Consider the following 25,538-nt stretch of genomic DNA (forward strand, 5'->3'; position numbering starts at 1 on the left):
GCGGCCATGTACAACAAATATCAATCCCTATGGATCGGCGCGCTGGCGCTGATCATCGTTCCCATCCTGCTGCAGTTGCTGGGCCTGACCACCAGCTCCTCGACCGATGTCGTGATCTATGCGATAGCCGCGATGGGCCTCAACCTGCTGGTCGGCTACACCGGCCTGACTTCCTTCGGCCATGGCGCCTGGTTCGGCGTCGGCGCTTACGCGGCAGCCTTGTCGCAGAAGCACTGGTTTCCCGGTCAGATCGTGGCGCCGATGCTGTTCACGATTGTCTTCATTGCTGCGACGGCGGCGGTGGTCGGTTTCCTGATCCTGCGTCGGCGCGGCGTGTATTTTTCGCTGCTGACGCTGGCCTTGTCGGCGCTGACCTTCGCCATCGCCTTCCGCTGGACCGAGTTCACCGGCGGCGAATCGGGACTCGGCAATGTGGTGCGTCCGGTAGTGGCCGGCATCGATCTGGATCAGGCGATTCCCTTCCTCATCTTTGTCAGCGTGATCGCCCTGATCGTGCTCTTCGTCCTGCAACGCGTGATCCGTTCGCCCTTCGGCCACACCATCGTGGCAATACGCGAGAACGAACAACGCGCGCGTTTTCAGGGTTACAGCACCATCGTCTACAAGCTGATCATGTTCATCGTGTCGGCCAGCGTCACCGGTCTGGCCGGCGCGCTGCTGGCCTTCCATCACCGCTTTGCCTCGGCCGAGCCGACCTCGGTGGCCTTCTCCGGCGAGCTGCTGGCGATGGTGGTGATCGGCGGCATGCGCAGTTTTCTCGGCCCCGCGCTGGGCGCACTGTTCTACATCCTGTTCCGCGAATGCCTGTCGATCTGGACCGAAAACTGGCTGCTCTGGTTCGGTCTGGCCTTCGTCGGCTTCATCCTGTTTTCACCGACCGGGCTGGTCGGCATCTGGCAAAAGATCAAGCAGCGCCTGCGGCCGCCGGCCGAAGTCGGCGCCGCCATGAGCCAGCGCCAGATCGTCGATGGCCTGCCGCTGCCGACCTTTCTGCAGCCGCCTGCGCAACAAGGTCTGGTGCTGGAGGTGAAGGATGTCGATATCCGCTTCGGCGGCATCCAGGCGGTGAAGAATGCGCAGCTGAATCTGCACGCCGGCGAGATCCACGCGCTGATCGGTCCCAACGGCGCCGGCAAGACCACCACCTTCAATCTGATCTCCGGCATGTTCGTGCCGAATCAGGGCACGGTGAAACTGAACGGCGAAGAGATCCAGGGCATGACGCCCGGTGAAATCTGCCAGCGCGGACTGGCGCGCTCGTTCCAGATCACCAATCTGTTCAAGGGCCTGTCGATTTACGAAAACCTGCGGCTGTCGCTGCAGGCGCGCCATGCCTCGCGCTTCAACATGTGGCGCGACATCGACAGCTATCCCGAGATTCATGCCGAGACCGATGAACTGATGCGCTTCCTCGGTCTTAAAGGCATCGATGACATCGAAGGCGGCTCGCTCTCCTACGGCGGACAGCGGCTGGTCGATCTGGGTATCGCACTGGGCTCGAAACCGCACGTGCTGCTGATGGATGAACCGCTGGCCGGGCTCGCCGCCGCCGAGCGCGAACGCGTGTCGCGTCTGGTCAAGATCATTGCCAGTAATATTCCGGTGCTGATCGTCGAACACGACATCGACCGCGTGCTGGGCTTCTCCCAAAAAGTCACGGTGATGAATCAGGGCAGCGTGCTGATGGCCGGTACGCCTGATGAAGCACGCGCCGATCAGCGCGTGCAGGAAATCTACACCGGCAGCGGCACGCCGCCGGTCACCGGCCGCATCGCCGGCGATGCGCAAGAGCGCGGCCAGTTGCTGGCCTTCGACAAGGTCAATGCCTTCTACGGCAAGAGCCACATCCTCAACGATGCCACGCTGGAAGTGCGCGAAGGCGAGATCGTGGCGCTGCTGGGTCGCAACGGCGCCGGCAAATCGACCTTGCTCAAGGCACTGACCGGTCTGCTGAAACCGGCTTCCGGCTCCATCCGCTACAACGGTCAGGACATCGCCGGCATGTCCGCCCCCGACATCGCCCGCCTCGGCATCGGCTATGTGCCGCAAGGACGCGGCCTGTTCGCCGGCATGACGGTGGCCGAAAATCTGTCGCTGGGCCGGCTGGCGCGCAAGACGGACAACAGTAACGGGGTGGCCTGGAGCGAAGAGAAGATCCTGCATTACTTCCCGCGTCTGAAAGAGCGCCTGCACACGCACGCCGACTTTCTCTCGGGCGGCGAACAGCAGATGGTGGCGGTGGCGCGTGCGCTGTCGGGCAACGTCAAGCTGCTGTTGCTGGACGAACCTTTCGAAGGTCTGGCCCCGGCGGTGGTGCAGGAACTGTTCACGGTGTTCGATCAGCTGCGCAAGGAAGTCTCCATCGTCATCGTCGAACACAATCTCGATCTGGTGCTGGCGCTGGCCGACCGCGTGTTCGCGCTGGAGCGCGGCGCCGTCTTCCACACCGGCCCGGCGACGCCGCTGCTGACCGATCTGACTTATCGCAAACAGATTCTGTGGCTGTGAATGCTGACTGCGACGATGCATGATCGCGCTCGGTTTCAGCTCATTTTTACTCACTCATTTTTGACTCATGCAACAAGGACTCTTCATGGATATCAGCCTCAAGGATAAAAAAGTAGTCGTCACCGCCGGTGCTCAAGGCATCGGTCTGGCCATCACCACGGCCTTCATCGAAGCCGGCGCGCAGGTGCACATCTGCGACGTCAGCGACGATTTTCTGAACAGCGCGCGCGCACAATTTGCCAACGCGCCGGTCAGCTACAGCAAGACCGATGTCGCCAACGAAGCGCAGGTCGACGCCATGTTCGCCGAGCTGCAGCAACGCTGGGGCACGCTCGACGTGCTGGTCAACAATGCCGGCATCGCCGGCCCCACCGCCAGGGTGGAAGAAACCGAACTGGCGGCATGGGACCAGACCATCGCGGTCAATCTGACCGGCCCGTTCCTGTGCACGCGGCGCGCCACACCGCTGATCAAGAAGGCCGGCGGCGGCTCCATCGTCAATATTTCATCGGCTGCCGGACGCCTCGGCTTTCCCTTGCGCACGCCCTACTCCGCCTCCAAATTCGGCGTGATCGGTCTGACCGAAAGCTGGGCCATGGAACTCGGCCCTTCCAACATCCGCGTCAACGCCATCCTGCCCGGCATCGTCGCCGGCGAACGTCAGGAACGCGTGATCGCCGCCAAGGCAGCCTCCTACAACATCGGCCATGAAGAGATGCGCGAGCGTCTGCTGTCCAAGGTCTCGATGCGCAAGATGGTCACGGCGCAAGACATCGCCAATCAGATCATCTACATCTGCTCACCGGCCGGTTCTGCCATCAGCGGGCAAAGTCTGTCGGTCTGTGGCAATGTGGAGCACCTGGGCTGAAGGATCAGAATCGAATAACAAGGACTGAATAGCCATGGCTGCCGACGTCACTGCGCGTGACGCGGCAGTTGATATCAGAGGAGACAACATGAGTGAAAAAATTGCAGTCGTCGGCGCCGGCCTCATCGGCCGCGCCTGGGCCATCGTATTCGCCCGCGCCGGTTTTGACGTCGCCATTTACGACGCCGTGCCGCAGGCGCTGGATGCCTGCCAGCAGCTGCTGCGCGAAAACCTCAGCGACCTGGCGCAGCACGGCCTGATCGACGAAGCGCCCGATGTGGTGGCGGCGCGCATCAAGCCTGCAGCATCTCTGGCCGATGCCTTGCAGGGCGCGGTGCTGGTACAGGAAAACGTCAAGGAAACGGTAGAAGTGAAGCGCCAGATTTTCGCCGAGATGGACAAGCTGGCGGCGCCGGACACCATCCTCACCAGCTCCACCTCCTGGATTCCGACCTCGGAGTTTTCCGAACACCTGCCCGGCCGCGACCGCATTCTGGTGGCGCACCCGGTCAACCCGCCTTATCTGGTGCCGCTGGTAGAACTGGCGCCGGCGCCATGGACTTCGAAAAAAGCCGTCGCCCGCGCACACGACATCTACACCCGCGCCGGCCAGTCGCCGGTGCTGCTGAAAAAGGAAATTACCGGCTTCCTGCTCAACCGCATTCAAGGCGCGGTGCTCAACGAAGCGCTGAACCTCTACGAAAACGGCTACGCCTCCTCCGAAGACCTGGACAAGGTACTGAAAGACGGACTGGGCCTGCGCTGGTCCTTCATGGGCCCGTTCGAAACCATAGACCTCAACGCTCCCGACGGCATCATCGACTACGCTCAACGCTACGGCCACACCTACCGCGACGTCGCCAAGACCCAACTGCCGAACGAATGGAATGAAACCACGCTCAAGCAGATCGAAAGCGAACGCCGCCAGGAACTCAAAACCGACCAACTCGGCGAACGCTCGCGCTGGCGCGACAACCGCCTGATGGGACTGGTGGCGCACAAGCGCAAGCAAGCGAAGTAATCAGTTAGCAACAACACCAGTCCAGAAGAGGATGACCGGTGTGCAAAGAACACGAAGCCGCAGGCGAGCCCAATCCCGAGGCCGAAGGCGAGGCGATTAAAAGAACTCCCCGTGGGGACGCAGCCGGTGATGTGGTGCAGAAAATGGATCAGAAGTGAAACTTGTCTGAGCGCAGCGAGTTTGTTTCACTTCCCATTTTTTGCGCCACAGCAGCGGGAACCCCGCAGGGGCAAGTCTTCGGGGTCGCCTTTCTTTGCTTACTTTCTTTGGCGAAGCAAAGAAAGTGAGCGGCTGCCGGGCCGCCCCCGGCAACGGCGGTAGTCCGAAGAAAACACAGCATCCGTATCAGCAACGGCACTGACAACCGACACGCAACAAAAGACAACAACCAACACCCACAGGAGAACCAAATGAGCAAACCCAAAAAAGTCATCATCACCTGCGCCGTCACCGGCGCCATCCACACCCCCTCGATGTCGCCCTACCTGCCGGTGACGCCGGACGAAATCCGTGACGCCGCACTGGGCGCGGCCGAAGCCGGCGCCGCCATCGTCCACCTGCACGCGCGCGATCCGCAAAACGGCAAACCGACGCAAGACCCCAACGAATTCCGCAAATTCCTGCCGCAGATCAAGGCCAAATCCAACGTCGTCATCAACCTGACCACCGGCGGCGCGCCCACCATGGGCGTAGAAGAACGCCTGCAACCGGCGCTGCAGCTGAAACCGGAAGTCGCCTCGCTCAACATGGGTTCGATGAACTTCGGCCTGTATGAAATGCTGGGCCGTTTCAAGGACTTCAAATACGACTGGGAGAAACCTTACCTGGCCGAATCCGACGACCGCATCTTCCGCAACACCTTCAAGGACATCGCCTACATCCTCGAATCCTGCAGCGCCAATCAGACCCGCTTTGAAATCGAGTGCTACGACATCGGCCACCTCTACACCGCGGCGCACTTCATCGACCGCGGCCTGATCAAGCCGCCGTTCCTGATTCAGTCGGTGTTCGGTCTGCGCGGCGGCATCGGCAACGATGTGGAAGACGTGATGCACATGAAGCGCACCGCCGACCGCCTGTTCGGCGAAGACTATTACTGGTCGGTGCTGGGCGCCGGCCGTGGTCAGATTCCGATCGCCACCATCTCGGCGGCAATCGGCGGCCACACCCGCGTCGGTCTGGAAGATTCGCTGTGGGACGGCCCGGGCCAACTGGCCAAGAGCAATGCCGACCAGGTCAAACGCATCCGCACCGTGATCGAAGCGCTGTCGCTGGAAGTGGCGACGCCGGACGACGCGCGCGAAATGCTCAAGCTCAAGGGAGGAGACAAGGTCGGATTCTGATCATCGTCTTTATCAGCTGTGATGACGCCGCCGCCCGACCGGGTGGCGGCGTTTTAATGTGCGGCCGGAATTCCCGAAACGGCGACCACGGGTATGGCAATCAGACAGAAGCGCCATACCCGAGAAAAATCAATCGCTGTCTGAGGTCAGGATTTCGCTCCAGATGCAGCCGCATCCTGGGCGATTCGCTCTGCGCGGCAGACCGGACGCCGCCGGCTGGGCGCTGCGACGGCGCCTTGAAAATATATATGGAGCAAAGAGCTTAGAGCTTCCGGCCCTGGAAATCGCCATGCCGATGGAATCCCATCGGTGTCCTGGTGGCAACGGAGATTTATTACGGAAAGGAAATATTTGATGTCGACTGAACGACTTGGTCAGGAAGAGACCATTGCTCAGTAGATGACGGCATATCAGCATCTAAGCGATAATGGCGCTCCTGTATCAGCCAGCTTTTATTCAATATGCGCGACATTATCAATGGTTTTCTCCGCTTCCAGCAGGACGTCTTTCCGGCACGCAAAGAGCTGTTCAAAACGCTGGCGACCGGCCAAACCCCCAAGGCACTGTTCATTTCCTGCTCGGATAGCAGAATGGTGCCGGAGCTTGTGACGCAGCGCGAACCTGGTGAGCTCTTCGTGATTCGCAATGCCGGCAACATCGTGCCCTCGTTCGGCCCGGAACCGGGCGGTGTCAGCGCAACGGTCGAATACGCTGTTGCGCAATTGAAAGTAACGGATATCGTCATCTGCGGTCACTCAGATTGCGGTGCCATGAAAGCGGTCGCCACATGTGCTTGCCTGGATCACATGCCTGCAGTTAAACACTGGCTGCATTATGCCGATGCGGCGCGGATGATTAATGAATCCAAGAACCACGCGAATGAGAATGACCGCATCAACGGGATGGTTCGCGAGAACGTCATCGCACAGTTGAATAACATCCGCACCCATCCGTCGGTAGCCCTGGCTCTCGCTCAAGGTCGACTGACCCTGCACGGGTGGGTCTATGATATCGAGAGCGGTTCGATAGATGCGCTCGATGCGACCAACACCTTCATACCGCTGGCCCAGCATCCCGCAACCAAGGTTTGAGAAGATCGCGCCGGAGGCAGAGCGTATCGGAAAGGCATGCGGCAAAACCCAGCGTGCTTATCATGCAGCGCGCTTCGAGTAGACAAGCCCGATTTGATTCTCGATGCTGAAGTAACAGTCAGAAGAGAAGCCTGGCGTGGGCATCGGCGGCGTCAACCACTCTCAGGTTCAGCAAAGTCTTATTCCACGCAGGCTTGGACGTCAGGCTGCAAGCAGGCATGAAAAAAGGAGGCCGAGGCCTCCTTTTTTTATTTCATCATCTAACGTGAGCTCACACCGCAATCGGCGCCTTGATCGAGGGATGCGGGTCATACCCGACGATCTCGAAGTCCTCGAACCTGTAGTCGTAGATGGAATCCGGCCTGCGCTTGATCAGCAGTTGCGGCAGCGTGCGAGTCTCGCGCGTCAACTGTTCCTGAATCTGGGACATGTGGTTGGAGTAGGCATGCAGGTCGCCGATGCTGACCACAATCTCATGAGGCGCCAGGTCACATTGCTGCGCCAGCATGTGCGTGAGCAAGGCCAGCGATGCGATGTTGTACGGCAGACCCAGGAAGCTGTCCGAACTGCGGATATACAGTTGGGAGGACAGCTTGCCGTTGGCGACATAGAACTGATACAGGAGGTGACACGGTGGAAGTGCCATCAGGCCTTCCCTGGCGTTGTCCTGAGGTTTCTTGCGCTCGTTGGGCAGATATTCGGGATTCCACCCGTGGAAGAGGATGCGACGGCTGTTCGGATTGGTCTTCAGGGCGTTGACGACATAGTCAATCTGGTTGATGCTCCCGCCGTCTTTTGTCGGCCAGGCGGTCCACTGCTTGCCGTACACCGGGCCCAGTTCGCCATCTTCAGTCGCCCATTCGTTCCAGATGCTGACGCCGTTCTCGTTCAGCCACTTGATGTTGGTATCGCCATTCAAGAACCAAATCAGCTCATTCGCAATACTTTTGAAATGCAGCTTCTTGGTGGTCAGGAGCGGAAAGCCCTTTTCCAGGTTATGCCGGATCTGCCGGCCAAAGACGGAAGTGGTGCCGGTTCCGGTGCGGTCGCCTTTCTGGGCGCCGTTCTCCAGGATGTCGGTCAGAAGTTCAAGATATTGCTTCACAGGAAATCTCTTTTAAACGCGAATATCGAGAGTATAAGGCGTGACCATGCATCGTGTTGCGCCCCTGGTGCTGATGAGCCCTATACCCACCGCCCTGATCACGGCGCCTTGGCCGCATTGCCCGGCGCATCGTCATGCCAGCCGCCGCCCAGCGCCTTGTACAGCGAGACGGTAGCTTGCAGGCGCTGCAGCTTGATCTGGCCCAGTTGATTCTGCGCTTCCGACAGATTGCGCTGGGTGTCCAGCACCACCATCAGATCTTCGGCGCCGGCCCGATAACGAATTTCCGACAGCTCGAAGGCGAAGCGCGCCTGATCGACCTCGCCGGTCTTGAGGCGATAACGCTCCTCCAGACTGCGGATCGCGCCCAATGCTTTTTCCACCTCAGACAGCGCATTGATTACCCGCAAGCGATACACCTGCACCAGCTCCTGCTTCTGCGCGATGGCCAGATCGCGGCGGCTTTGCTGGCGGCCTGAATCGAAGATCGGCGTGATCAGACCAGCCCCCAGATTGGCCAGCAGATTGGGACCATTGAACAGAGATAGCAAGGCATTGCTCTGAGCGCCGGTGGAGCCGGTCAGCGTAATGCTGGGAAACAGCGCAGCGCGCGCCACCGCGACGTTGGCGTTGGCCTCTGCCAGACGCGCTTCGGCGCGGCGCACATCGGGCCGGCGCGACAATAATTCGGAGGGCAGGCCGGCGGCGATTTTCGGCATCTGGATTTCAGCCAGACCTTTTTCCTCCACCGTGAAATTCTGCGGCGGACGTCCCAGCAGAATCGCCAGCGCGGTCTGGGCATCGAGCTGCTGCTGTTCCAGATCGGGAATCAACTGACGCTGATTGGCCAGCGCCGAACGCTGGCGCGCCAGATCCAGCGGCGAGGCCGAGCCGGCCCGGCTCTGCGCCTCGACCACCTTCAACACGCGCTGTGCGTTTTCGACGTTCTGCTTGGCGATCTGCAAGCGGTCGCGCAGCGAGAGCACCTGCAGATAGGTGGAGACGATGCCGCTGGTCACCGTGAGCGCCACGGTTTCGCGATCGTAACGATTGGCGCGCAGCGCCGACTCGGCGGCATCCGCACTGGCTCTGTTCTTACCCCAGAAATCGACTTCGTAGCTGACCGTCAGCAAGCCGCTGGCGGTGTTGCTGGGGCTGCCGCCGCTGAGCGGCAAGGTGCGGCTGGCGCTCATCGCCAGATCGACTTCAGGCAACAGCGGCGCGCCGGCAATACGCGCCTGCGCTTCGGCCTGCTGCACGCGTGAATAGGCGGCGGCAATTTCAAAGTTGTTGTGCTGGCCGTCATCGACCAGCCTGGCCAGTTCGCTGCTGCCGAACTGGCGCCACCAATCAGTGTCCGGCCATAGCTGCTCGCTGCGCGCAACATCAACGGTGGCGCCGCTGCCCCAGGAATCGGGCACCTTCATCTCGGTAACCGGCTCCAGTTCGACGGTGCGTGAGGCGCATCCGCTCAGCATCAGCGCTGCCGCCACGGCAGCAGCCAGGGCCGTGGCCTTGAGACTGAATGCTGCATGCGGTACATCACGATGTCGGCTTGGAAAACTCATATGAAACACGATCCAGGAAATGTCGCCGAGCGACAGGAAAACTAAAGGCAGGACGCTGTGCATTGCTTATCGAACTGCGCACATACCGCACCCAGCGGCCTCCATTTTAATGAATCGCCACCGCGGATGCAGATTAAGCGGCATGTATAGGGCATGCATAGGGTGCGCGAAAGAGCCTGAACGCATGGAAACGCCTGCCTGCGGCCTGGTCCTCAGGATGCCGCTGCCGACGCCGTGTTACGGTGCGGCGCTGGGGCCGGCCGAAGCTGTGCCCGGCCCTTGCGTGGAGCCGACCACATTGGCATTGCCGGCAGCCGGCGTGGCCGGCAACACGATCTGTTCGCCCTCCTTCAATCCCGACAACACTTGCGCGCGATCTGTATCGCGGATGCCGATCTTGATCTTGCGGGTTTCGAGCTTGCCGTCGGCCTGCATGACCTTGATGCTTTGAGTGCCGTCGATGCCAGGTTTGGTCACCAGCGACACCGGAATCACCACTGCTTTCTCGACCCGCGCCAGCACGAAATAGACGTCGGCGGTCATGCCGCTCATCAGCTCGCGGCTGGGATTGGCGACGTCGAACAACACCGTGTAGAAGGCCTTCTTGCCCTGGCGGCCGGAGTCATCGGTGGGCAGCAGCATGATCTGGCGCAGCTTGCCGCTCCAGCGTTTGCCCGGATAACCCGGTGTGCTGAAATAGGCGGTCATGCCTTTTTGCAGACGGGTCACTTCTTCTTCCGCCACCGGCACCTGCACCGTCATCTTGCTCAGATCGGCGATGCGCATGAGCACGTCCTGATTCACGTTCAGCATCTGTCCCACGCGTGCATTCAGCGTCACCACGGTACCGCTGACCGGCGCTTCGATGCGGGTCTGTTTCTGGATCGCTTCGTCGTCCTTGATGCTGGATTCGGTCTGCTGGATCTGCGCATTGATTGCATCGACCCGTGCCGCGGCCGAATACATGTTCATGCGGCTCGACTCATAGGCTTCTTCGCGCGTGGCGTTCTCGGCCTTCAACTGCGTCTGGCGCTGGAATTGCAACTGGGCGAAATCGAGTTGAGCGTTCTGCCCGGCCAGTTCAGCCTTGAGGCGCGCCAGTTGCGCACGATTGTTTTCGATACGGCTGTTCTGCAACGCCGGCGACACCGTCACCAGCAACTTGCCGGCCTTGACCGCTTCACCGACACTGACGTCGACATCGGCAATCTGGCCGGCCACCTTGGAGCCGACATCCACGTAACTCTGCACCACCACATTGCCGGTGGCGTTGACCACCTGCTCGATGTCGGCCAGTTCGGCGCGCACGGTTTCCAGTCGCACCGGCACCACCACCTTGGCCGGCGGCGGCGTACGTTTCTGCCACAACAAGACCGCTCCGCCTATCAGCAGGAGCAAGATCACCAGACCCCAGATCACCGGCACCAGACCGGAACGTCGCGGCGCCGCCGCTTCGAATTCGGGCAGTGTGGGGGGGAGTTTGTGATCGTCCTGAGGCTGATTCATGATGGCGCTTGCAATTGATCTCTAATGATTTCAGAAAAAAATGACGGCCGGATTACCTTTCGGGTTCCGGCCTGACCTGCTCTCCTGCATATTATGCGGGCACGCTCCGGTGCACGGCTTGCAGCCAGTCGGCATGCACTTCGGGCGCGCCGCTCCACACCGCCTGATGCAACTGCGACAGCAATTGCGGCTCTTCCAGCAGACTGTTTTTCTGCTTGTCGCTCAAGCCGTCGGGGCCATCGCGCAAAGCCTGGCGCACCAGCCGCTCGCGCACATGCACGGTGACGCCGGGCACGCGCGGATGGGCGTGGGCGGTGGCGCACACCAGCGCATTGAAGGTCGGATCGACCACCGCCTCGAGAAAGCCCGGCAAGGCCGGGGTCGCCTTCAGATAACGCGTGGTCTCGCTGAGCTCCAGCGGCACGTCGCTCTCTTCCGGAATCTTGAACAGGCCGATGCGACGGAAAGCCCGGCCGAGGGAGACCCGGCTCGACATCACCGAAATCGGCACCGACACGGCCAGCGAACCGGCGATCGGCAACAGCCACCAGATGAACGAAGGATTCAGCCAGAACACGATCGCGCCCCAGGCCACGCCGATGATCGAATGCATGCCATGCCGACGCAGAGCTTCATCCCAGCCGGTTTCGTTGTCGGCGCGCGGCGGCGACTTCCAGCTCAGCGCCCAGCCCAGATAGGCGCCCAGCACGAAACGGGTGTGGAACAGCATGCGTACCGGCGCCAGCAGCATGGAGAACAGCAATTCGATCAGCATGCTGCAAGTCAGCGCCAGCACGCCGCCAAAACCCCTGGCGCCCTTGGCGGCGAACAGCAGCACGCTCAGCACTTTGGGCAGGAACAGGATGGTAGCGGTGGCCGAGACCAGCGCCAACGCTTTCTCCGGATGCCATTCGGGCCAGATCGGGAACATCTGGCGCGGCTCGACAAAGTATTGCGGATCGATCAGCGTATGCGAGGCCAGCAACAAGGTCGACAGCACCAGGAACAGACACCACAGCGGCGCCGAGACATAGGCCATGACGCCGGTCACGAACACCGCGCGATGCACCGCGTGCATGCCGCGCGCCAGGAACAGGCGGAAGTTCATCAGATTGCCCTGGCACCAGCGGCGGTCGCGGCTCAGCTCGTCGAGCAGATTGGGCGGCATTTCTTCGTAGCTGCCGTCCAGATCGTAGGCGATCCACACCGACCAGCCGGCGCGCCGCATCAGCGAAGCTTCGACGAAATCGTGCGACAGGATGGCCCCGGCCATATTGCCTTCGCCGGGCAGCGGCGCCAGCGCGCAATACTTGATGAAGGGCGCCAGACGGATGATGGCGTTGTGGCCCCAGTAATGCGACTCGCCCAGTTGCCAGTAATGCAGGCCGGCGGTGAACAGCGGGCCGTACACGCGGGTCGAGAATTGCTGGATGCGGGCATACAGCGTGTCGCGACCGGCGGCGCGCGGTGCGCTCTGAATGATGCCGGCGCCGGGATGCGCTTCCATCAGACGCGTCAGCTTGGTCAGGCAGTCGCCGGTCATCACGCTGTCGGCGTCGAGCACCACCATGTAACGATAGTCGGCGCCCCAGCGACGGCAGAAATCGTCAATGTTGCCGCTCTTGCGCTTCACGCGGCGACGGCGATGACGATAGAAGATGCGGCCGAAGCCGCCGGTCTCTTCGCAGATCGAGGCCCAGGCCTTGGTCTCCGCAGCGCAGATGTCGGCTTCGCCGCTATCGCTCAGGACGAAGAAATCGAAATGCTCGATCTGGCCGGTGCGTTCCAGCGACTCGTAGGTCGCACGCAAGCCGGCGAACACGCGCGCCACGTCTTCATTGCAGATCGGCATGACGATGGCGGTGCGGGCTTCAGCGTCGATGTCCTTGACGCCCGCCTTTTCGTGCGAGATCAGATATTCATCGTCGCCGCGCATCAGCAGCAGAAAGCCGGTCAGCGCGGTCCAGAAACCTGCCGAGACCCACAGGAACAGCAATGCGAACAAGCCCAGTACCAGCATTTCAAGCGGTTTGGTGCCGTGATACGGCAGCACGTCGCTCATGAAATAAGTGGCCATGGCGGTCTGCAAGACCATCAGCACCAGCAGCGTGATGCGGCGCATATTGCCGCGATGCTGCCAGTAACCGCGCGGATCGGGCGCTTCCGATGTGTCGTGATGGTCTTCCACATAATGCGGTTCATCCGGCACATTGGAGACGACCGGCTCCGGCTTGGCCTTGCCCTTCTTGCGGCGCCAGCGCCCCGGCCGGCGATCCAGCCGGCGATTTTCTTCATCGACCCAGCGCGCAAACGGATTGAGTTCGCCCCAAGGGCGCGGCACCATCGATTTGCGATTGAGCGGCGGCGCCACCGCGATATGCGGCTGCAGTTCGCGGTCGGTGCCGATCAGCGGCTGACGATGCGAGGCAAAGGCTGCGGGCCCCGACGGATACAGCATCTGCAGGCGCGCCGGAACCGACTGCTGCGCAGCGCTGGCAAAAGGATCGGCATTGATTGCAGCGGCCTGGATCTGCGTGGACAGCGCTGCTGGCGCACCTGATGAATCTAAGGCTGCCGATGCATCGGCAGCCGGCAGTTCGCTGGTGGAGGGAGTGTTCAGGCCTGACTGCGCCAGCACGCGATGCAGATCGGCAACCGGATCGCCGGAGCCGATTTCACCGGCCCGCGTCGCCAGTTGCTGGCGCAGCTCAGGCGATAACGGCAAGCGCCCGAGGTAGTGCTCGAGCGCCTGGGATGCTTCCGTTGTTTGCCTTAGTTGGGGGGTAATATGTAGCTCCACGTTTCTGACAAGGTTGTGCCGCCGTTGCCGTTGCGCAAAAATCCGCGCAGCTCGACGGGCTTGTTATCTTCATTCCGGCGCAATTTCACTTCAATGCGCCAGCCGCCGGTCGCCTCATTGCGACGCGTTGCCACGCTGACAATCTTGCCGTTGGCGTCTGCCTCGACCACTCCTTCGATACGGGCGTTGGCCGGCAGTTTCTTGAGCGCCGTGCCGTCAAAGTCGATCGCCAGCGCCAGCGAATCATCCTGCTTGCCGCCATCCAGCTTGGCGCGATAGCCGTGACCGAATCGGGTCTGCGTCACCCACGCCAGCGGCGGTGTCTTGTCATTGTCCTTCTGCCACAGCATGCGGTATTCGACATTCAGCGGCTGGCCCGGTTTCGGCATGGTGTTGGGAATCCAGTACGCCACGATGTTGTCGTTGGTTTCATCCGGCGTCGGAATCTGCACCAGCTCCACGCGGCCCGAACCCCACTTGCCCTTGGGTTCGATCCAGGCGCTGGGACGCGACTGATAGTTGTAGTCCAGATCCTGATAGCTGCTGAAGGCGCGGTCGCGCTGCATCAGGCCGAAGCCCATGGGATTGTCGAAGGAGAAGGCGGTCACCAGCAAGCGTTTAGGATTGACCAGCGGACGCCACAGCCATTCGCCGGTGCCGGACTGCATCGAGAGGCCGTCGGAGTCATGCACTTCGGGACGGAAATCGTCGCCCGGGCCGGGCTGATTCTCGCCGAAGTAGAACATGCTGGTCAGCGGCGCAATGCCGAGCTTGGTGACGTTGGCGCGCAGATAGATCTGCGACTTGACGTCGATTGCCGTATCGCTGCCCGGCTTGAGCACAAAGCGATAGGCCCCGGTGGCGCGCGGCGAATCCAGCAATGCATAGATCACCAGTTCCTTGGCGCCGGCGGCCGGACGCTCCAGCCAGAATTCGCTGAAGCGCGGGAATTCCTCGCCCGAATACAAGGCGGTGTCGATGGCCAGACCACGCGCCGAAAGACCGTAGCCCTGGCCCTTGCCCATCGCCCGGAAATAGCTGGCGCCGTGGAAGGTCAGCACATCGTCCTTGACCTTGGCGTTGTTGACCGGATAACGAATGCGGAAACCGGCGAAACCGATATTGCGCAGACGACGCGGGTCGACGTTGCGCGTGGCGCCGTAGTCAAACAGATTGGCATTGAACTGAATCTCGCGCACGCTGCCGCCCACCACCTCATTGATCTTGACCGGATCGTTGAAGCCGCCGCCAAGGTGAATGAAGGACAGTTCGAACGGCAGCTTTTGCGTGCGCCAGTAAGAATGATCCGCGCGGAAGTGAATCTGGCTGGCCTGCTCGTAGCTCAGATCCTTGACTTCCTTGGGTATGTCCTCGGATGGCTTCTTGTAAGACTTGCCGGCCAATGCCTTGGCGCGTGCCGCCACCGTATTGAAATCAAAGGCAAAGGCGGCAGCCGGCAGAGCCAGCATGCAAGCCACAGTTGCCGAAAGAGCAATTTTTCCCAGTTTTCCGAAACGGACCGGGAGCGCGATGCGACGGATGCTGCCGATGGAGTTTTCCATTGCAGGTCGCCGATTTATTGTTGAAAGCATTATTGTTGTGTCTGACATGCAATATTTTATGTGAGCCTGCTTTTACGTCCGGGTAGAACAAAGAGCGATCGGCCAAGAACCGTGATTGCCGGTGTTAATTTGCTGCTGCGTAAGTTCGTGTGGCTATATCGCACGAATTGCATGCAAATACAACAAGCAATGCATGAGCGCAGCAAAATCCTTGCTCGGCATCCGGCGTTGAATCACGCCTTCGGTCCGCTATTCATCTCTTTGTCCAACCTGGAAAGCAGGCGGTAGTTTACCCAATGTTGCGTGACTTGTTCGAACGCTATCGCAGTAAATAAGCAGCACTGCCGGCGAGACGATGCCGCCATCACTGACAGTGCGCTGACGACCAGCGCGGCGGGCGGCGGCTTCAACCCTGGTGGTTCGCTTGTTCAGGCTGCGATCGCTGGCGAGCGGCTGGCGACTGAATCATTCTGATCCTGCCCGGCCTTGCGTGCCTGCTTGAACGGCTGAACGGCGGCCCTGTCATCCCTGCGCCGTCACGAGAACGCGTTTTTCAAAGCTATAAGGGCGATTACCGGACAGAAAGTTCCGTCATGCAGCATGGCTCCTGTAACATTATGTGTTTCGGGGCCGCAGCAAGCGGCCTGCCTCATCTACCGTCAAGATATACCGTCAAGAGTTCAGCCCAGCATGTCTTTCAATCCGCTCCAGCCGCTTAATGCAGACCTGACCATCGTCGTCGCTACCGACCGCAACAACGGCATCGGCATCAACAACACCCTGCCGTGGCGGCTGCCGGAAGATCTGGCGCACTTCAAGCGGACCACGTCCGGCCATCCCATCCTGATGGGCCGCAAGACCTTCGACTCGATCGGCCACCCGTTGCCCAACCGGCGCAACATCGTCATCACCCGCAATGGCGAATGGCAACACGCCGGCGTCGAAAGCGCGGCCTCGCTGCATGATGCGGCGCAACTGGTCGGCGCCGCACCGGCCTTCATCATCGGCGGCGCGCAGATTTATGCCGAAGCCCTGCCGCTGGTGAAACGTCTGATCATCACCCGCATCGATCAGGTGTTCGACTGCGATGCCTTCTTCCCCGCCATCGATGCCGCGCAATGGCAAGAAACCGCGCGCGACACTCACCGCTCCGAAGTAGCAGGATTTGACTACGCGTTTGTGACATACGAGCGGCGCTGAGCGATAAAACGCCCTGCTTGTTGTATTTGCCGGTTTTTCTGTAATATGCGCACCTCATTTGCGCATATCTGCGAAAATTCGGCTTCTTTCTTTTTGGCGCGCAAGCTTTTCTGCCCAGGCGTTTTTTTCACCCTCATTAGGGCGTGTCAGCAATTGATTTTCCGGGTCATGACTTTAAGAGCGGCCACGCGCCATGCGCGCCTGGCTCCGCCTCATGTCCGGCTGATCGGCAATCGCAAATTGATTGCTCACACGCCCTAGCCTTGGAGAAATTATGAAATTCCGTTTCCCCATCGTCATCATTGACGAAGATTTCCGCTCCGAAAACACTTCCGGCCTCGGCATTCGCGCCCTCGCCGATGCCATCAAAGAAGAAGGCATGGAAGTGCTGGGCGTCACCAGCTACGGCGATCTGTCTCAATTTGCCCAGCAGCAATCGCGCGCCTCCGCCTTCATCCTGTCGATCGACGATGAAGAGTTCGGCGCCGGCTCCTCCGAAGAAACCGACTTCGCACTCAAATCGCTGCGCGCCTTCGTGGGCGAGATCCGCCACAAGAACTCCGACATCCCGATTTACCTGTACGGTGAAACCCGCACCTCGCGCGATATTCCCAACGATATCCTGCGCGAACTGCACGGCTTCATCCACATGTTCGAAGACACGCCCGAATTCGTGGCGCGCCACATCATCCGCGAAGCCAAGTCTTACCTCGACGGCCTGGCGCCGCCCTTCTTCCGCGCGCTGGTGCATTACGCGCAGGACGGTTCGTATTCCTGGCACTGCCCCGGCCACTCGGGCGGCGTGGCGTTCCTGAAGTCGCCGATCGGCCAGATGTTCCACCAGTTCTTCGGTGAAAACATGCTGCGCGCCGACGTCTGCAACGCCGTCGAAGAACTCGGCCAGTTGCTGGATCACACCGGCCCTGTAGCCGATTCGGAACGCAATGCCGCGCGTATCTTCAATGCCGACCACTGCTATTTCGTCACCAACGGCACCTCGACGTCCAACAAGATGGTGTGGCACTCGACCGTGGCCCCGGGCGACATCGTGGTGGTCGACCGTAATTGCCACAAGTCGATTCTGCACTCCATCATCATGACCGGCGCAATCCCCGTGTTCCTGATGCCGACGCGCAATCACCTGGGCATCATCGGCCCGATTCCGCTGGAAGAGTTCACGATGGAAAGCATCCGTCGCAAGATCGAAGCCAATCCGTTCGCGCGCGAAGCCGTGAACAAGAAGCCGCGCATCCTGACCATCACGCAATCGACTTATGACGGCGTGGTCTACAACGTCGAAACGCTGAAAGAAATGCTGGACGGTGAAATCGATACCCTGCACTTCGACGAAGCCTGGCTGCCGCACGCCACCTTCCACGATTTCTACAAGGACATGCACGCGATCGGCAAGGATCGTCCACGCGCCAAGCAGTCGATGATCTTCTCGACCCAGTCGACCCACAAGCTGCTGGCCGGCCTGTCGCAGGCCTCGCAGATTCTGGTGCGCGAATCGGAAACCGTACAACTGGATCAGGATGCCTTCAATGAAGCCTTCCTGATGCACACCTCGACCTCGCCGCAATACTCGATCATCGCCTCGTGCGACGTCGCAGCAGCCATGATGGAAGCGCCGGGCGGCACTGCACTGGTGGAAGAAAGCATTCTGGAAGCGCTGGATTTCCGCCGCGCCATGAAGAAGATCGATCAGGAATTCGGTCTCGACTGGTGGTTCCAGGTGTGGGGCCCGAACAGCTTCTCGACCGACGGCATCGGCGAGCGCGAAGACTGGGTCATCAAGGCGGAAGACGACTGGCACGGCTTCGGCAATCTGGCGCCGGGCTTCAACATGCTGGACCCGATCAAGGCCACCATCGTCACCCCCGGTCTGTCGCTCAACGGCCAGTTCGGCGAAAGCGGCATCCCGGCGTCCATCGTCACCAAGTATCTGGCGGAACATGGCGTGATCGTCGAAAAATGCGGTCTGTACTCGTTCTTCATCATGTTCACCATCGGCATCACCAAGGGCCGCTGGAACACGCTGGTCACGGCGCTGCAGCAGTTCAAGGACGACTACGACAAGAACCAGCCGATCTGGCGCATCCTGCCCGAGTTCGCTGCCGCGAATCAGGGCCGCAACGCGCGCTACGAGCGTCTGGGTCTGCGCGACCTGTGCCAGCAGATTCACGAAACCTATCGCGCCTACGACGTCGCGCGCCTGACGACAGAGATGTATCTGTCCGACATGCAGCCGGCAATGAAGCCGTCCGATGCGTTCTCCAAGATGGCGCACCGCGAAATCGACCGCGTGCCGCTGGACGAACTGGAGGGCCGCGTTACGTCCATCCTGTTGACGCCTTACCCACCGGGCATTCCGCTGCTGATTCCGGGCGAGATGTTCAACAAGACCATCGTCGACTACCTCAAGTTTGCGCGTGATTTCAACGAGAAATTCCCGGGCTTCGAAACCGACGTGCATGGCCTGGTGAAGCGCGAAGTCAATGGTCGCCGCGATTACTTTGTGGATTGCGTGCGTCAGTAACAAGCGTCAAAGACTTGCTTTGAGCTGTGCTGAAAGCCGATACCGGACATCTGGTATCGGCTTTTTTCATGAGCGATACAGGACCGCAGCCAGGAACAGTTGATAAAACCTGATGGTCTCAGCGGCACCCCACTCATAAGGAAGCGGCATGCATCGTCGAACATTCGGAAAACTCGCCTTATCTGCCTGCGCCATGATGAGTATCAGCGCCTGCAAGCGCAACAGCTTCAGCGACTCCTCACCCGCCCTGTCGAACACGCAACGTTACGAAAAGGCATCCACCGCCGCGGGCTTTGCGTCGGGGCCCATCATGGCGCTCAACCTTGCCTATGTATTTTTCGATCCTGCCTGCATGCATTGCGCTGCCCTGTGGAACAGCGCAAAGCCCTTGGTTTCCAAAGTGCGCATCGTGTGGATTCCACTCGGCTTTCTGTCGAAGTCATCGCAAGCGCAAAGCACCGCGATTCTCGCTGCCGCCGATCCGCTGCAGGCAATGGATGAGCACGTGACGCACATTCTGAAAAACGAAATCAGCCCATCCTCTGCCCAGCCTCGGATGGAACAGAAAATAGAGGCGAATACGGCCTTGTTCAAAAGCCTGGGCGCCGATGGCGTTCCCTATATCCTTTATAGAAATGCAGGCTCCGGACAATACGGCAGCAAGACCGGCGGGATCGACACGGCGCAACTGGCGGCGCTGCTGGGGGTAGCGGCTTCATAAACTGTCGCCGGGAAACGCACGCTGACGAAACTGCATGGACACGGCCGCCTCACGCCGGCTCTTCCTGCAGGTCCGCCAGCGGCGGCCAGATGCAGGGGACTCCCCCGAAATGCCATCGCGCGCGCATCGATTGACTTGCTCAGCCTCACCACGCAGAATAGCCGTCGATCCGGCGCTTTCCGCATGGGCTTGCAAGCAGTCCTGCCGCGCCGATTCATTTCAAGCCCGAAGCCAGAAAACAGCAGAACAAGAATTCTTTTATAAATCGGCAGGCCATCATCCGGGGGGATGCAGTATTGCGGCGCCAGTCTGAACGCGGATCCCATATCCAATCGGGCCCGGGCAGAACAGCGTATCTCGCCGGCCGGTGCGCCCGCACTTGCTCACGACAATTCATCCATGCGCTCAACCAGCCGTTCCATTGGCCACTCACGCAGCAGCCATCTTTTTCAGCAGCTCACTGTCGTTCTCTGCTGCGCGCTCAGTGCATCGGCCGCGCATTCCGCCCCTGCTGCTCCCGCCGCCGACCAGAGCGCAGCGGCTCAATCAGACTCTGCTGCGTCTGCGGCCGCGGTTTCAATATCGGCGCCACCGCCCGTCGCAGCGTTTGCATCGCTGCCGCTGATCAGTTCGCCCATCGTCTCGCCGGACGGCTTATCAATTGCCTATTTCCAGAATCAGAACGGCGAGAGCTATCTGGTCACACAATTGCCGGGCAAGATCAAGAAGACTCCGCTGAGCACAGACAACAAAAAGTTCTACTTCAACGGCCTGCGCTGGGTCAACAATCAGCGGCTGCTGGTGGATGTCCGCTATCCTTTTTTTCGCTATGGCAATGAAACGATAGAAACCCGCATGCTGGCGGTCAACAGCGACGGCAGCAATCTCAAGGGAGATCTGCTGGGCTCAGCCTTCGACTTTGCTCAGCGCAAGAATGTGCCGCAATTTCAGAACCGTGTGCTGGGCAAGGTCGAGGGTGAACCGAGCAGCGTATTGATCGCGCTGGATCTGGACAACATGACCAAGCCCGACGTCTACAAACTGAATGTGGATAACGGCCAGTTGAGGAAACTGATCCCCAATCCCGGCTCCATTTACAGCTGGCATACCGATCGCCAGGGCGAAGTCCGCGCCGGCAGCGGCTGGAAGGATACGCAGGTCAGGATCATCGTCAAACCGCCCGGCGCCGACAAATGGCAGACCCTCAGCACTTATGATGCCGGCAACATCGAAGACACGCGCAAGAACGCCATGGAGTTGCACGGCTTCGATGACGATCCGCGCTATCTCTACGTCAGCGCCGATCACGAGGGACGCCAGGCCTTGTTCAAGGTGGATATTTCCGACCCGGCGTTTCCGCGTCAGCTCATTCGCGCCGATGCGCGCTTCGATCTGCACGGCAGCCTGGTCTATGCCAAGTGGCTGAAGAAGGTGGTGGGTTTCCGCTATTCAGGCGAATTCGGCGAGCGGATTTACTGGGATGCCGCCATGCAGGAGTTGCAAGCGCAAATCGATGCCGCCCTGCCCAGGCACACCAACACCATCGTCAGCAGCAGCGACGACGGCATGCGGCACATCGTCTATTCGTCTGCGCCGAACGAAGCCTCACGCATATTCTGGCTGGATCGGGTCAACGGCGCTCTGGCGCAGCTTGCGAACACCCGGCCGCAACTGGACGGCTTCAGGATGCGGCCGCCGCAGTCAGTCAACTTCAAGAGCCGCGACGGTGTCGCTCTGCACGGTTATCTGACCTTGCCGCCGGCCAGCGTCAAGCACGCTGAAAACACGCCCTATCCACTGGTGCTGCTGCCGCACGGCGGACCGATCAGCCGCGACGTATTCAGCTTTGATGCCATGAGCCAGTTTCTGGCCAGCCGCGGCTGGGCGGTGCTGCAGGTCAACTTCCGCGGCTCTTCCGGCTATGGCAGCGAGTTCGAGACTGCGGGCTTCAAGCGCTGGGGCATGGAAATGCAGGATGACCTGACCGACAGCGTGAAATGGATGGTCGACAGCAAGCTCGCCGACCCCGCCAAAGTCTGCATCGTCGGCGCCAACTACGGCGGTTATGCGGCCATGATGGGCGTGGTCAAGACGCCGGATCTGTATCGCTGCGCGGTCAGCATCGCCGGCGTGGCCGATTTGCGCGACGTGCTGGCACGTGCGCAACATTATGTCGGCTACGAGATCGGCGCCGAGCGCATCATCGGTGAATGGTGGAAAGATCGCGAACGCCTGCGCCAGACTTCCCCGGTCAACCGCGCCAAGGAAATCCGCACGCCGCTGCTGCTGATACACGGCAAGGAAGACCGCATCGTGCTGGTGGATCAATCGCGCGACATGGTCTCCGCACTCAAGGACGCCGGCAATACTTCCTACAAATACGTGGAGCTGCCGCTGGGCGATCACAATCTCAGCCGCGAAGAAGATCGCATCAGGACCTTCAGCGAGATGGAGCAGTTTTTGAAGCAGTATCTGGATTGATACCGGCGCGGGCTAGCCGGTTTTGATTGCGCAAAAAGCGGCGGTTTCATAAGGCACCGTCACCTGCGCTTTACCCGCCAGCTCCGGCTCGTTGGCGATCAGCGTCCTGATCTGCTCTTCGATTCCGCGCAGTTGCTCCGAGGGCAGCGCGGCGATGAAGCTGGTGGAGCGCACGCGATTGAGAATCACGTCCTCGGCCGGGCCGGTGTGACCTACAGCAAAATGACGTTCCTGCAGCATGCTCAGGCCGGCAAATGGAAACACCTTGCGCCAGGCGCCGGTGCGGTAACGCGGCGTATCGCCTTCGACCTGATTGACGATGCTATCCAGCTTTTGTACCCAGCCCACGCGCGCGTCGCGCATGTTCCAGATCAGGCCGAGGCATCCTCCTGGCTTGAGGACGCGCTGAATTTCCTGCAACGCCGCAGTCGATGCAAACCAGTGGAAGGCTTGCGCGCAAACGATGGCATCGACCGAGGCATCGGGCATGGGAATCGCTTCGGCAGTGCCGGCCAGCGCACGCACCTGCGGCAAAGCTTCAACCAGCTTGTCACGCATTTTTTCGACCGGCTCGACGGCGATTACATGCGCGCCGGTGCGTGCCAGATAGGCCGTGAACTTGCCGGTGCCGGCGCCCAGATCAAGCACCACCTTGCCGACGCTGAGCAAGAGGTCGTCTCGCAACCACTGCATCACTTCCGGCGGATAACCGGGCCGGCCACGCACATAGTTGTCGGCGGTGACGGTGTAGCCATCTGCCGCCGTGCGGTGAATCGCATCATCTTGTTTATTGCTCATGGCTTGGGTCCAATCAGACTTCGTGCATCAAACTAAATGTTGATATGAGGGGTCGCATGCCAACCGTTTTCACATCGGCGACAAGAACAGCATGCCAGCCATGGCGCCGCCGAACAGCAGCCACAACGGATGCAGTCTGGTCTTCAGGGCGACGATGGAGGTGACCGCAGTGATCGCACCCAGCAGCCAGTTGCCGACTGATGCATGCGTGATCAGCGCGGCGCTGGCAGCGACCAGGCCGGCGGTCACCGGCAACAGGCCGGACTGGACGTGACGGCGCCACGGCTTGTCCTTGAAGCGCTCCCAGGCGTGCAGCATGATGATGGTGATCAGCGACGAAGGGCCGAACTTGGCCAGCGTGGTCACCAGCATTCCGTAGAAACCGGCCACATGCCAGCCGACCAGCGTCACCACCATCAGATTGGGGCCGGGTGCGGCTTGCCCTAGCGCAAACAGCGCGCTGAAATCTTCAGCCGTCATCCAGTGATGCACTTCCACCACCTGGCGCTGCATCTCGGGCAGGATGGTATTGCCGCCGCCGAAAGCCAGCACCGACAATTCGGAAAAAATCAAGGCCAGCGCGATCAGGGTCTGAATCATTTGATCGCTCCATTTTTGTCAGCCGGCGGCGCCGATTTTGCCGCGGCCTTTTCCGGCAGCTTGCCGGCGAATTTGCCGCCGAACTTTGCGGTCACCAGAATGCTGATCGGCGTCATCACCAGCATGGTCCACAGCAGCGGAATACGCAGCAAAGCGATGGCGATGAAGCAGACCAGCGCCACCGCCGCCAGCACCAGATTCTTGCGCAGCGGCAGCGCGATCTTGACCGCCATCTGGATCAGCAGACCAGCCGCCGCCGCAGCCAGACCGGCGAACAGATGCTTGATATTGGGATCGTTCTGAAAATGCTGATAGATCATGCCCAGCACCACCACCACCGCCGACGGCACCGCGATCAGACCGGAGATCGCGGCCAGCGCGCCCTTCACGCCCCGGAATTTCATCCCCAGCGCCACCGACAGGTTGATGATGTTGCCCCCGGGCAGAAACTGGCACAGGCCCAGCAACTCGGTGAATTCGGCCTCGCTCAGCCAGCGATGGCGCTCGACCACCATACGATGCGCCAGCGGCAAGGCGCCGCCGAAAGCGGTCATGCCGAGCCCGAGAAATCCTGTAAATAATTCTTTTGAGGTCGGCGCCGGCACCCCGGTGGATGTCATCCCCGGCAGGGGCTTGCCCTCGCCCGGCGCGCTGCTGTGTGATTCGATATTGCTCATGATTGGCCTGCTTGAAGAATGCTTGAATGAAGTACGACGCCGCTCCCCTGACCCGGGCAACTTATCCAACTCCGGGCCCGGTCGGCACCGCAAGACAAGGCTACTCTTGCGACCTTATTTTGTCTAATATATGGCAAGCACATAAACCATACATTACACATATGTCATCCATCGATCTGCGCCTGCTGCGCTACTTCGTCGCCGTCGCCGAAGAAGGCCATCTGACCAAGGCCGCACAACGCATCGGCATTCAGCAACCGCCGCTCAGCCAGCAGATACGCGCCCTGGAAAAGGAGCTCGGCGTCACCCTCTTCAACCGCCTGCCGCGCGGCATGGAGCTGACCGACAGCGGCCAGGCGCTGCTCACCGACGCGCGCGCGATCCTGGCACAGATGGACGCCACCGTGGCCGGCGTGCGCCGCATCGCCCGCGGCGAACTGGGCCGGATTGCGGTCGGCTTCACCGAATCGGCCTCGCTGCATCCCTTCGTGCCATCGGTGATACGCGCGTTTCGCCAGGCGGCGCCGGAAGTCGTGCTGACGGTGGAAGAAAGCAACACCAACGAACTGGTGGAAGCGCTGCGCAAGAAACAGCTCGACCTGGCATTCGTACGCTCGCCGGTAGGCGACGCCGGCGGCGTGACCATCGAGACCGTGCTGGTGGAAGAAATGGTGCTGGCCTTGCCCGCTTCACATCCGCTGGCCGGCAATGGCCGGCGCAAAAGCGTGGCGCTGGCAGCGCTGGCCGAAGAAGCCTTCATCATGACGCGCCGTCCCAGCGGGCCGGGCTTGTATGACACCATCATCGCCGCCTGCCGCGCCGCCGGCTTCAGTCCGCGCGTGGAACAGGATGCGCGCAAGAATCTCTCGACGCTCAGCCTGGTCGCCGCCGGCCTCGGCGTGGCGATCATTCCGGCCTCGATGATGCATGTCAATGCGGAGGGTGTGATCTACCTTAAGCTGAATGCAGCGCCCGGCTTGTCGGCGCCGCTGCACCTGGCCTACCGCGATGGAGAGGCCTCAGGCGTGGTCGGCAAGATGATCGCCGAGGCGCGCAAGATTGCTGCCTCGGTGTGAAGCACAGCCGCCAAATGAAAAACGCCGGCTGCATCTATATGCAGCCGGCGTTT

At 60.6% G+C, this 25,538-nt stretch carries 18 protein-coding genes; 10 read left to right on the top strand and 8 right to left on the bottom strand.

Annotation, left to right across the window (positions count from 1 at the left end; genetic code table 11):
* Positions 1 to 6 precede the first annotated feature (6 nt).
* The 5 genes from PQR62_RS01095 to PQR62_RS01115 all read left to right on the top strand — a co-directional run bounded on the left by PQR62_RS01095 (position 7) and on the right by PQR62_RS01115 (position 6,852).
* Complete coding sequence (locus PQR62_RS01095; RefSeq protein ID WP_408153903.1) at positions 7 to 2,529, top strand: branched-chain amino acid ABC transporter ATP-binding protein/permease; 2,523 nt, start codon at positions 7 to 9, stop codon at positions 2,527 to 2,529.
* A gap of 85 nt (positions 2,530 to 2,614) precedes the next feature.
* Positions 2,615 to 3,397, top strand: coding sequence for an SDR family oxidoreductase (locus PQR62_RS01100; RefSeq protein WP_408153905.1), 783 nt, complete (start codon positions 2,615 to 2,617; stop codon positions 3,395 to 3,397).
* Positions 3,398 to 3,485: 88 nt separating this feature from the next.
* The gene (locus PQR62_RS01105; RefSeq protein ID WP_408153907.1) at positions 3,486 to 4,418 is read left to right on the top strand and encodes a 3-hydroxyacyl-CoA dehydrogenase; all 933 of its coding nucleotides are present in this window, start codon (positions 3,486 to 3,488) and stop codon (positions 4,416 to 4,418) included.
* A 410-nt stretch (positions 4,419 to 4,828) separates the two neighbouring features.
* Positions 4,829 to 5,761 carry a 3,5-dioxohexanoate:acetyl-CoA acetone transferase gene (kce, locus tag PQR62_RS01110; RefSeq protein ID WP_408153909.1) on the top strand — a complete coding sequence of 311 codons (933 nt, stop codon included), beginning with the start codon at positions 4,829 to 4,831 and terminating at the stop codon, positions 5,759 to 5,761.
* 461 nt (positions 5,762 to 6,222) lie between these two features.
* Positions 6,223 to 6,852: a carbonic anhydrase gene (locus PQR62_RS01115; RefSeq protein WP_408153911.1), complete on the top strand. Its 630-nt coding sequence runs from the start codon at positions 6,223 to 6,225 to the stop codon at positions 6,850 to 6,852.
* A gap of 271 nt (positions 6,853 to 7,123) precedes the next feature.
* Here the strand turns inward: PQR62_RS01115 and PQR62_RS01120 are convergent, their stop codons facing one another.
* The 5 genes from PQR62_RS01120 to PQR62_RS01140 form a co-directional block, all read right to left on the bottom strand.
* On the bottom strand, positions 7,124 to 7,957 hold the full coding sequence (locus PQR62_RS01120) for a thymidylate synthase (RefSeq protein ID WP_408153913.1): 834 nt from the start codon (positions 7,955 to 7,957) through the stop codon (positions 7,124 to 7,126).
* A gap of 98 nt (positions 7,958 to 8,055) precedes the next feature.
* A complete protein-coding gene (locus PQR62_RS01125; RefSeq protein ID WP_408153915.1) occupies positions 8,056 to 9,525 on the bottom strand; it encodes an efflux transporter outer membrane subunit in 1,470 nt (489 codons plus the stop codon).
* 237 nt (positions 9,526 to 9,762) lie between these two features.
* The gene (locus tag PQR62_RS01130; protein WP_408153917.1) at positions 9,763 to 11,031 is read right to left on the bottom strand and encodes an efflux RND transporter periplasmic adaptor subunit; all 1,269 of its coding nucleotides are present in this window, start codon (positions 11,029 to 11,031) and stop codon (positions 9,763 to 9,765) included.
* A 91-nt stretch (positions 11,032 to 11,122) separates the two neighbouring features.
* Positions 11,123 to 13,831: a glucans biosynthesis glucosyltransferase MdoH gene (gene mdoH, locus PQR62_RS01135; protein WP_408153919.1), complete on the bottom strand. Its 2,709-nt coding sequence runs from the start codon at positions 13,829 to 13,831 to the stop codon at positions 11,123 to 11,125.
* The gene (locus tag PQR62_RS01140) at positions 13,804 to 15,300 is read right to left on the bottom strand and encodes a glucan biosynthesis protein G (protein WP_408154681.1); all 1,497 of its coding nucleotides are present in this window, start codon (positions 15,298 to 15,300) and stop codon (positions 13,804 to 13,806) included. Before PQR62_RS01140 ends, mdoH begins: the two co-directional genes overlap by 28 nt.
* A 783-nt stretch (positions 15,301 to 16,083) precedes the next feature.
* Between PQR62_RS01140 and PQR62_RS01145 the strand changes: the two genes are divergently transcribed.
* The 4 genes from PQR62_RS01145 to PQR62_RS01160 all read left to right on the top strand — a co-directional run bounded on the left by PQR62_RS01145 (position 16,084) and on the right by PQR62_RS01160 (position 22,334).
* Entirely contained in the window at positions 16,084 to 16,593 is a 510-nt protein-coding gene (locus tag PQR62_RS01145; protein ID WP_408153921.1) for a dihydrofolate reductase, read from the top strand.
* A 274-nt stretch (positions 16,594 to 16,867) separates the two neighbouring features.
* Entirely contained in the window at positions 16,868 to 19,132 is a 2,265-nt protein-coding gene (locus tag PQR62_RS01150; protein WP_408153923.1) for an Orn/Lys/Arg family decarboxylase, read from the top strand.
* Positions 19,133 to 19,280: 148 nt separating this feature from the next.
* Positions 19,281 to 19,853: a thioredoxin fold domain-containing protein gene (locus PQR62_RS01155; protein ID WP_408153925.1), complete on the top strand. Its 573-nt coding sequence runs from the start codon at positions 19,281 to 19,283 to the stop codon at positions 19,851 to 19,853.
* A gap of 399 nt (positions 19,854 to 20,252) precedes the next feature.
* Complete coding sequence (locus tag PQR62_RS01160) at positions 20,253 to 22,334, top strand: alpha/beta hydrolase family protein (protein ID WP_408153927.1); 2,082 nt, start codon at positions 20,253 to 20,255, stop codon at positions 22,332 to 22,334.
* 12 nt (positions 22,335 to 22,346) lie between these two features.
* On the opposite strand, the gene PQR62_RS01165 is transcribed toward PQR62_RS01160, so the two are convergent.
* The 3 genes from PQR62_RS01165 to PQR62_RS01175 form a co-directional block, all read right to left on the bottom strand.
* Entirely contained in the window at positions 22,347 to 23,132 is a 786-nt protein-coding gene (locus PQR62_RS01165; RefSeq protein WP_408153929.1) for a class I SAM-dependent methyltransferase, read from the bottom strand.
* A 69-nt stretch (positions 23,133 to 23,201) separates the two neighbouring features.
* A complete protein-coding gene (locus PQR62_RS01170; protein WP_408153931.1) occupies positions 23,202 to 23,732 on the bottom strand; it encodes a chromate transporter in 531 nt (176 codons plus the stop codon).
* Positions 23,729 to 24,352 (bottom strand): chromate transporter, encoded by a 624-nt coding sequence (locus PQR62_RS01175; RefSeq protein WP_408154683.1) that lies wholly within the window; start codon positions 24,350 to 24,352, stop codon positions 23,729 to 23,731. Before PQR62_RS01175 ends, PQR62_RS01170 begins: the two co-directional genes overlap by 4 nt.
* Before the next feature lie 218 nt (positions 24,353 to 24,570).
* Here PQR62_RS01175 and PQR62_RS01180 point away from each other — a divergent pair, with 218 nt between their 5' ends.
* Positions 24,571 to 25,485 (top strand): LysR family transcriptional regulator, encoded by a 915-nt coding sequence (locus PQR62_RS01180; protein ID WP_408153933.1) that lies wholly within the window; start codon positions 24,571 to 24,573, stop codon positions 25,483 to 25,485.
* Positions 25,486 to 25,538: the final 53 nt, after the last annotated feature.

It is taken from the genome of Herbaspirillum lusitanum, from assembly GCF_046025995.1.
Lineage (GTDB): Bacteria > Pseudomonadota > Gammaproteobacteria > Burkholderiales > Burkholderiaceae_D > Herbaspirillum > Herbaspirillum lusitanum_A.

Excerpts from the sequence above, each read along its gene's own strand:
- PQR62_RS01115 (WP_408153911.1), top strand. The coding sequence starts at position 6,223 with ATGCGCGACATTATCAATGGTTTTCTCCGCTTCCAGCAGGACGTCTTT.
- PQR62_RS01155 (WP_408153925.1), top strand. The coding sequence starts at position 19,281 with ATGCATCGTCGAACATTCGGAAAACTCGCCTTATCTGCCTGCGCCATG.
- kce (WP_408153909.1), top strand. The coding sequence starts at position 4,829 with ATGAGCAAACCCAAAAAAGTCATCATCACCTGCGCCGTCACCGGCGCC.
- PQR62_RS01130 (WP_408153917.1), bottom strand. The coding sequence starts at position 11,031 with ATGAATCAGCCTCAGGACGATCACAAACTCCCCCCCACACTGCCCGAA.
- PQR62_RS01180 (WP_408153933.1), top strand. The coding sequence starts at position 24,571 with ATGTCATCCATCGATCTGCGCCTGCTGCGCTACTTCGTCGCCGTCGCC.
- PQR62_RS01160 (WP_408153927.1), top strand. The coding sequence starts at position 20,253 with ATGCGCTCAACCAGCCGTTCCATTGGCCACTCACGCAGCAGCCATCTT.
- PQR62_RS01100 (WP_408153905.1), top strand. The coding sequence starts at position 2,615 with ATGGATATCAGCCTCAAGGATAAAAAAGTAGTCGTCACCGCCGGTGCT.
- PQR62_RS01140 (WP_408154681.1), bottom strand. The coding sequence starts at position 15,300 with ATGCTGGCTCTGCCGGCTGCCGCCTTTGCCTTTGATTTCAATACGGTG.
- PQR62_RS01150 (WP_408153923.1), top strand. The coding sequence starts at position 16,868 with ATGAAATTCCGTTTCCCCATCGTCATCATTGACGAAGATTTCCGCTCC.
- PQR62_RS01105 (WP_408153907.1), top strand. The coding sequence starts at position 3,486 with ATGAGTGAAAAAATTGCAGTCGTCGGCGCCGGCCTCATCGGCCGCGCC.
- PQR62_RS01170 (WP_408153931.1), bottom strand. The coding sequence starts at position 23,732 with ATGATTCAGACCCTGATCGCGCTGGCCTTGATTTTTTCCGAATTGTCG.
- PQR62_RS01145 (WP_408153921.1), top strand. The coding sequence starts at position 16,084 with ATGTCTTTCAATCCGCTCCAGCCGCTTAATGCAGACCTGACCATCGTC.
- PQR62_RS01125 (WP_408153915.1), bottom strand. The coding sequence starts at position 9,525 with ATGAGTTTTCCAAGCCGACATCGTGATGTACCGCATGCAGCATTCAGT.
- PQR62_RS01095 (WP_408153903.1), top strand. The coding sequence starts at position 7 with ATGTACAACAAATATCAATCCCTATGGATCGGCGCGCTGGCGCTGATC.
- PQR62_RS01175 (WP_408154683.1), bottom strand. The coding sequence starts at position 24,352 with ATGACATCCACCGGGGTGCCGGCGCCGACCTCAAAAGAATTATTTACA.
- PQR62_RS01165 (WP_408153929.1), bottom strand. The coding sequence starts at position 23,132 with ATGAGCAATAAACAAGATGATGCGATTCACCGCACGGCGGCAGATGGC.